Here is a 3,041-nt window from a genome sequence, read left to right as displayed (position 1 = left end):
ACCCGCGTCGAACCGCGCGAATTCGAAATGGCCGTTCGCGTCGGTGTGTGTTGCGTGAGGGCTCAGGCCGTCAGAGGTCTGAATCGTCACGCTGGCGTCCACGACGGGTTTGCCGTGAGCATCCACCACCGTTCCTTGCAGAGTTCCCAGCCCCCGCGCAAATTGGGCGTTCGCGGCGACGGCGAATGCGAACACCGTCGCGATCACAAGAGTAAGGACAGTTCGTTTCATTCTGCACCCCGGGAGACTGCTGAACCAATTTTACGCGCCGCTGCTCGCGCGCCCCGCGCGAATGCCGCAAAATGTTCTCGAAAAGGAACTCCTGTTCGCGCGGACAGGCGAATATTGCACGAGCATTCTAGAAACAGCGCGTCGTTCTACTGCGATTGTTTGAGCCCCACTGCGCGCGAGTCAGCAGTGCGCCGAGAAAATTTTCGGGGTCGGGAAAGTCGGCCTCCCATCCTTGCATGTACGACTGCGCCGTCTGCGGCTGGCGGATCGCTTCGAGGAACGGGCCCCACGCGACCGGCTTCAATCTGGCGTGGATACCAAGTGGCGCGAGATCCTGCTGTATCGATTGCGCGAGCATCAGGGCGGTCTGATCGGCGCGCATCCAGATTTCAAAATCGAAGCCGTGCGCGAGATGCGCTTCTTCGAGCAATGCGCGCGCCTTCGCCGGATCGTAGTCGTAACCCTTAAGATCGGGGTCGTAGCCGGGCAGGTTCGGCGGCATGACACCGCGCGCGACGACGCCGCGTCCGTTCAATATTGCGATCAACTTGTGGCGGTCAATCGCATAACTGAGCGCGCGGCGCACCCGAACGTCGGTAAACGGCCACATCTGGCAATTCATGCCGAGGTAGCGGGTCGTAACCGTCGTTTTGGCCAAGGTTAAATTTCGCAGCGCCGGCGTTTTCATGACGTAAGGAAATTCGGCGGGCGGAATATCGACCACCGCGTCGATTTGGCCCGCATCGAAGCGCAGCCATTGCAGCTCCTGGTTGACGCCGACCGACTCGACGATCGCGTCGAGATGGGGCAATGGTTTCGCGAAGTAGTAAGGATTCTTCACGAGTACCAGGCGCTGCCCGCTGATCCAGTCGCGCAGCACGAAAGCGCCGCTGCCGACAACGTGGCGCGAAAAGTCGTCGCCCCATTTCTCAGCGACGTCGCGCGGGATAGCCGACGCAAACGGCATCGCGAGCTTGTGCGCGAAAATCGGGTCGGGCGCGCTCAAATGGAAAATGATCGTCGTGTTGTCTGGCGTCTCGATTCCGCTTACGTGCGCAGAGCGATGCGCAGCGAAGTCGGCCGCGCCCTTGATACCACGGTAATACTCCATGCCTTTAGAGCGCGTGGCGGGATTCAGCACGCGCTCGATTCCATAGCGGAAGTCGTCGCTGGTTACGCTTCGGCCATCGGAAAAACGGGCGTCGGCGCGCATGTGAAATGTGAAAGTCGTCGCGTCGGGCGAGCTTTCCCAAGCGGTTGCGATATCGGGTTCGAGCTCGATGTTGCCATCGCCGTAGCGCACGAGCGTGTCGAAAATAGCCTGCTCGAAAGTCCAGGAGACCGTGTCGTAGCCAGCGGCCGGATCGAGCGTCGGGACATCGTCGGCATCCGCGAGCCGCAGCACCATCGCGTGCGGCGGTAAATTCAGCGGCGGAGGGCCTCCGCCGCATCCCGCGGCTAACGCAATCGCGAGGGCAGCCCCGATGAACATTCGACGCTTCATTGCGAACGCCTGCGCAGAAATCCGTAGCCGAGAAGATTGAAGCTTAGCACCGCCCAGAAGATCGCGAGACCGGGAAAAGTCGCCAACCATGGCGCGGTGCGAAAGTAAATCGTGGCCTCCTCGATCATTCGGCCCCAACTCGGCGTTGGCGGCGGCACTCCTAGGCCGAGGAAGCTAAGGGCCGCATCAAGCAGCAACGTGTCGGAAGTTCGTAGCGCAGCCATCACGACGATGATCGGCAAGACATTGGGCAGGATGTGCAGGGTGATCAATCGGCGTGATGGCGCGCCCAATGCTTCGGCTCCGACCACGAAATCGCGCTTCGACATCGTAAGAGTTTCAGCCCGCACCACGCGCGCGATTGAGGTCCATGAGACGAGGCCGATGACGATAAAGATCGTGCGCAGGCTCGGGCCCAACACCGCCACCAGAGCCATCGCGAGCAGCAGCGGCGGCAGGGACAGCATCAGATCAGTGAACCGCATCAGAATGAAATCGACAGCGCCGCCGAAGAATCCTGAACACAGACCGATTGCGATGCCGATGGTCATCGTGACGGCCATCGCGGCGACGCCGACGGTGAGCGAAATTCGCGCGCCGAAGATGATGCGTGAGAGCACGTCGCGGCCCAGTTCGTCGGTGCCCATCGGAAATGCGCGTGACGGCGCGCCCGGATCGCCGAAGGTCGGCGCGACGACTATCGTGGGATCGTGCGGTGCGAGCATCGGCGCAAAGAGCGCGACGATTACGAGCACGGTGACCATCGCGGCGCCGACGGTTTCGAGCGTAACGAAGCGGCGCAGGTTCATCCGGTCTCCGCCAGCCGAATGCGCGGATCGAGCCACGCGTAAAGCAGGTCCACGAGCAGGTTGACGACGACGATCAGGAAAGCGGAAAAAAGCACGGTGCCCATGATCACTGGAATGTCGAGATTGAAGATCGCGTCAGCTGCGAGACGGCCGATCCCCGGCCAATTGAAGACCGTCTCAGTCAGGACGACGCCCGAAAGCAGGCCCGCGAGATCGAGTCCGGCAAGAGTGACGAGCGGCAGCAGGGCATTTGCCATCGCATGCTTGAGCATCACCCGGGCACGAGAGAGTCCCTTGCCGCGCGCCGTGCGCACGTAGTCCTGATCGAATGCGTCGCACAGGCTGGTGTGAAGAACGCGCGAATAGTAGCCGGCCGAGCCGAGTGCCAGCGTCAGCGTTGGCAGGATCAGACTCGTGGGACCGCTGTAACCGCCGAGCGGAAACGAGCGAATGGTGGCGGCGACCCCGATCAGCAGCATCGTGCCCAGCCAGAACAC

Annotated in this window: 4 protein-coding genes; all 4 read right to left on the bottom strand. The window is 61.7% G+C overall.

Translation table 11 applies throughout. From position 1 onward, the window contains the following. On the bottom strand, positions 1-231 hold a 231-nt coding region (locus VIW95_RS01330; RefSeq protein ID WP_331583233.1), incomplete at its 3' end, for a carboxypeptidase-like regulatory domain-containing protein. A gap of 127 nt (positions 232-358) precedes the next feature. Then, complete coding sequence (locus tag VIW95_RS01325; RefSeq protein ID WP_331583231.1) at positions 359-1,735, bottom strand: ABC transporter substrate-binding protein; 1,377 nt, start codon at positions 1,733-1,735, stop codon at positions 359-361. Beyond that, the gene (locus VIW95_RS01320; RefSeq protein ID WP_331583229.1) at positions 1,732-2,544 is read right to left on the bottom strand and encodes an ABC transporter permease; all 813 of its coding nucleotides are present in this window, start codon (positions 2,542-2,544) and stop codon (positions 1,732-1,734) included. The genes VIW95_RS01325 and VIW95_RS01320 overlap by 4 nt, the downstream gene beginning before the upstream one ends. Beyond that, the coding region (locus VIW95_RS01315) for an ABC transporter permease (RefSeq protein ID WP_331583227.1) at positions 2,541-3,041 on the bottom strand (501 nt) is incomplete at its 5' end. The genes VIW95_RS01320 and VIW95_RS01315, both read right to left, overlap by 4 nt.

Origin of the sequence: Binatus sp. (SeqCode) (assembly GCF_036522015.1) — a bacterium.
GTDB lineage: Bacteria > Desulfobacterota > Binatia > Binatales > Binataceae > Binatus.
The sequence above is the reverse complement of the archived record's forward strand: the minus strand, read 5'-3'. Positions and strand labels throughout refer to the sequence as shown.

Bases quoted from the DNA above. Each gene is read 5' to 3' on its own strand.
- VIW95_RS01325 (WP_331583231.1), bottom strand. From the start codon at position 1,735: ATGAAGCGTCGAATGTTCATCGGGGCTGCCCTCGCGATTGCGTTAGCC.
- VIW95_RS01320 (WP_331583229.1), bottom strand. From the start codon at position 2,544: ATGAACCTGCGCCGCTTCGTTACGCTCGAAACCGTCGGCGCCGCGATG.